The organism is Blautia sp. ZXY-1-C6, from assembly GCF_056339875.1.
On record NZ_JBWJVQ010000041.1, the window covers coordinates 1 to 4,465 of the forward strand.

General features: G+C 42.2%; 4 protein-coding genes and 2 pseudogenes. All 6 read left to right on the plus strand.

Features of this window, described 5'->3' with window-relative positions:
* Positions 1 to 293: pseudogene (locus AC075J_RS01835) on the plus strand (DnaJ C-terminal domain-containing protein); the annotation flags it as partial.
* Positions 294 to 424: 131 nt separating this feature from the next.
* Positions 425 to 1,138 carry a phosphatase PAP2 family protein gene (locus AC075J_RS01840; RefSeq protein WP_020994104.1) on the plus strand — a complete coding sequence of 238 codons (714 nt, stop codon included), beginning with the start codon at positions 425 to 427 and terminating at the stop codon, positions 1,136 to 1,138.
* A gap of 117 nt (positions 1,139 to 1,255) precedes the next feature.
* The gene (gene prmA, locus AC075J_RS01845; protein ID WP_022381215.1) at positions 1,256 to 2,209 is read left to right on the plus strand and encodes a 50S ribosomal protein L11 methyltransferase; all 954 of its coding nucleotides are present in this window, start codon (positions 1,256 to 1,258) and stop codon (positions 2,207 to 2,209) included.
* 4 nt (positions 2,210 to 2,213) lie between these two features.
* The gene (locus AC075J_RS01850) at positions 2,214 to 2,960 is read left to right on the plus strand and encodes a 16S rRNA (uracil(1498)-N(3))-methyltransferase (protein ID WP_055058742.1); all 747 of its coding nucleotides are present in this window, start codon (positions 2,214 to 2,216) and stop codon (positions 2,958 to 2,960) included.
* Positions 2,961 to 2,981: 21 nt separating this feature from the next.
* Positions 2,982 to 4,136, plus strand: coding sequence for a cysteine desulfurase family protein (locus AC075J_RS01855; protein ID WP_118613740.1), 1,155 nt, complete (start codon positions 2,982 to 2,984; stop codon positions 4,134 to 4,136).
* 185 nt (positions 4,137 to 4,321) lie between these two features.
* Positions 4,322 to 4,465: pseudogene (locus tag AC075J_RS01860) on the plus strand (tRNA uracil 4-sulfurtransferase ThiI); the annotation flags it as partial.

Sequence of the window (4,465 nt, forward strand, 5' to 3'; positions counted from 1 at the left end):
GATGGAGAGGTTGAATATGAAGTGAAACCCGGAACTCAGACAGACACAAGGATCCGTCTGAAGGGAAAAGGTGTACCGTCATCTTGAGAAACAAGAATGTACGTGGCGATCATTATGTGACTTTCGTTGTGCAGGTTCCTACAAACCTCAACGAAGAAGCAAAAGAAGCACTGCGCAAATTCGATGAGGCGTGTGGTAACCGTCCGAAATCAAAAGATTCTGATGATTTTGAAAAACCGGAAAAGAAGAAAAAGAGTTTCATGGATAAATTAAAAGAGACTTTTGAGGATTAATTATAAAAGAAAATTAAAGAAAAGAGGTTTACCCTCTTTTCTTTTTTTGTATAGTCGTGTATATTGAAGAGTAACGGTAAAAATCAGATGAACAGACAGGAATAAAAGTTTCCTGAGAAATGGAGAGATATTTGACAAAAACAGAGAAGATCGCAGCTTTTCGGGAGAAGTATCTCCCTGTATGGGTAATTTTGCCGCTGATAAGCATTTTTGTATTAAACTGTCTTATTTACTGGGGAAGCGGAGTACTGACAGCAGACAGATATCATTTTGATTTTACCATGTCACTGGACAGGGCAGTGCCGTTAATACCACAGTTTATCTGGATTTATATTCTGGCATTTCCTTTTTGGGCAGTGAATTATATTCTGGCTGCACAGAGAGGAAAAGATGGATTTTATCGGTTTGTGGCAACTGATCTGACTGTTCATATTACATGTTTTATTATTTTTCTGGTTTTGCCAACTACCAATGTCAGACCTGAAATTGCAGGAACTACATGGTCTCAGCAGATGCTTAAGTTTGTTTATCTTATGGATGGTGGAAACAGTCCGTCTAACTTATTTCCGTCAATCCATTGTTATGTAAGCTGGCTGAGCTGGCGCGGAGTCAGTAAATCAGAGAATATTCCAAAATGGTATCAGCATTTTTCACTGATTTTTGCAATACTGATCATTATTTCTACCCAGGTGCTTAAACAGCATTATCTGGTGGATGCCATTGCCGGAGTTGCACTGGTAGAATTGGCGTGGAGATTTTACAGCAAAGGAAACCGCCACGAGATATTCAGACATTTTTTTGAAAAAATAAGTGAAGCATGCAGTCGGTGGGTAAATAAGAATTGACTGGATGTGGTGAGATGCTACATTATGGGAATAGCTGCAGAGTAACAGAGAATGGGCCAGACATATTTTGGGATGATAATAGTTAATTATATAACATAAAGAAATGGAGACAATTACATGAAGTGGAACCGTTTTACAGTAAAAACGAAAACAGAAGCAGAAGATATCGTTATCAGCACACTTGCAGAAGTCGGCATTGAAGGCGTGGAAATTCAGGACAAACAGCCTCTGACTGAGGAAGACAAGGCTCAGATGTTTGTAGATATTATGCCGGAAGGACCAGCAGATGACGGCATTGCCTATCTGAATTTTTATCTGGAAGAAGATGCAGACAAAGAAGCAATCCTGAAAGATGTTCGTGAAGCATTAGATGACCTGAAGAATTTTATGGACATCGGGGAAGCTACCATTGAAGAATCTCAGACAGAGGACAAGGACTGGATTAATAACTGGAAACAGTATTTCCACCAGTTCTATGTAGATGATATCCTTATCGTACCGTCATGGGAAGAAGTAAAAGCAGAGGATAAAGACAAGATGATCCTCCACATTGATCCGGGTACAGCCTTCGGTACAGGTATGCATGAGACTACTCAGCTTGTGATTCGCCAGTTAAAGAAATATGTAACACCGGATACAGAGATGCTTGACGTAGGAACCGGAAGCGGTATCCTTGGTATCGTTGCCCTGAAACTTGGTGCGAAACATGTACTGGGAACAGACCTTGATCCATGTGCAGTTCCTGCAGTTGCAGAGAATAAAGAAGCAAACCAGATCGTGGATGAAACTTTTGATATGGTGATCGGAAACATCATTGACGATAAAGCGATTCAGGATCAGGCAGGATATGAAAAATATGATATCGTAACAGCAAATATCCTTGCAGATGTTCTGATCCCTCTGACACCGGTAATTGTAAACCAGATGAAAAAAGGCGCTTACTACATTACTTCCGGTATTCTTGATGTGAAAGAAGAAGTTGTAGTGGAGGCAGTAAAAGCAGCAGGCCTGACGGTCGTAGAAGTGACACATCAGGGCGAGTGGGTTTCCGTAACAGCAAGAAAGGACTGATCCTATGCAGCGTTTTTTCGTGGAGCCTTATCAGATTGAGGAAGAGGCACACCGTATCCACATCAATGGGACGGATGTAAATCATATTAAAAACGTTCTCCGCATGAAATGTGGGGAGGATGTGTGGATCAGTGACGGAGGAGATAAAGAATACCACTGTCAGATTGAAGAACTGGGAGAGGATGAGGTTCTGCTGCACATCCTTTATGCACAGGAGCCGGAATATGAGCTGCCCAATAAGCTTTATCTTTTTCAGGGACTGCCGAAAGCAGACAAGATGGAACTGATCATCCAGAAAGCAGTGGAGCTGGGAGCTTTTTCCGTAATTCCGGTAGAGACAAAGCGATGTGTGGTGAAGCTGGATGCTAAGAAGGCGGCAAAGAAGGTGGTTCGCTGGCAGCAGATCGCGGAGAGTGCAGCAAAGCAGTCCAAGCGAATGCTGATCCCGGAGATTCATGAAGTAATGACCTACAAACAGGCACTGGAATTTGCGAAACAGTTAGATGTAAAACTGATCCCGTACGAACTTGCCAAAGGAATGAAAGAAACCAGAGAAATCCTCAGCGAGATTAAGCCTGGACAGTCTGTCGGTATCTTTATCGGACCGGAGGGTGGATTCGAGGAAGAAGAGGTAGCAAAGGCACTGGAAGCAGGTGCCCATGCGATTACACTTGGAAGACGAATCCTCAGAACTGAGACAGCAGGACTTGCGATTCTTTCAGTTCTGATGTTCCAGTTGGAAAATGAATAATAGAAACAAGAGAGAACAAAAATGGAAGCATATTTTGATAATTCAGCCACGACCCGTTGCTTTGAAGAAGTAAAGGACATCGTGGTAAAAACAATGATGGAAGATTTTGGAAATCCATCTGCCATGCATCAGAAAGGTGTAGACGCAGAAGGGTATGTCAAAGAATCTGCCAGAACGTTGGCACAGATACTGAAAGTAACAGAAAAAGAAATCCTGTTCACTTCCGGCGGAACAGAGTCAAACAACCTGGCTCTGATCGGTGGTGCGCTTGCCAACAAACGAAGCGGTAATCACATTATCACAACTGCAATAGAGCATGCTGCAGTCAGCCAGCCAGTAGCTTTTTTGCAGGAACAGGGATTTGAAGTGACCATTCTTCCTGTAGACGGGCATGGAGTAGTAAAACTTGACGCATTGGAGAAAGCATTAAGGCCGGATACCATTCTCGTATCTACAATGATGGTAAATAATGAGACCGGTGCGGTTATGCCTGTAGAGAAAATCGGTGCAATGATCCAGGAGAAGTGTCCGAAGGCGCTGTATCATGTAGATGCGATCCAGGCATTCGGTAAATATCGTATTTATCCGAAGAAATGGAATATCCATCTTCTGTCTGTCAGCTCACATAAGATCCATGGACCAAAAGGAGTTGGATTCCTGTACATCAACAGCAAGGCAAAAGTGCAGCCTCTGATTCTCGGCGGCGGCCAGCAGAATGGCATGCGTTCCGGAACAGACAATGTACCGGGAATCGCAGGACTTGGTGTTGCAGCGAAGATGATGTACCAGAACTTTGACGAGAAAGTAGAGCATCTTTACCAGCTCAAAGAACGCATGGCAGAAGGACTTTCTAAGATTGACGATGTAGTAATCAACGGAATGCCTGTCAGAGAAGGCGCACCGCATATCTTAAGCGTCAGCTTTCTGGGAATCAGAAGCGAGGTATTGCTTCATACCTTAGAGGACAGAAACATTTACGTATCAGCAGGAAGCGCATGCTCCAGCCATAAGAGAAAACCAAGCGCAACACTTTCAGCAATGGGAATGAGCAATGCACAGATCGAGAACACTGTACGTATCAGCTTCTCAGAGGAGAATACATTCGAAGAAGTTGACTACTGCCTAGAAGTTCTGAATGAAGTACTGCCGATGCTGAAACGCTATGCACGCAGATAACAAATAATAGTTATAAGTGATATTTGGAATGGAACCTGAGATAAGCTCAGGAATATTTGAAAAGGTTGTTAATAGCATTTATATGAATTCTATTTGAAAATTACAGATATTAAATCCAGAAAAATATTAATTCTAATATTATATAAAACAATTTATTATAAGCAAAATAAGAGAAGGAGAAACAAATGATATTCCACGCATTTTTAATAAAATACGCAGAAATCGCCATCAAGGGCAAGAACAGATACATCTTCGAAGATGCCCTTGTAAAGCAGATGAACATCGCCCTTTCCAAAGTAGAAGGTGAGTTTGAAGTAAAGAAAGAACAG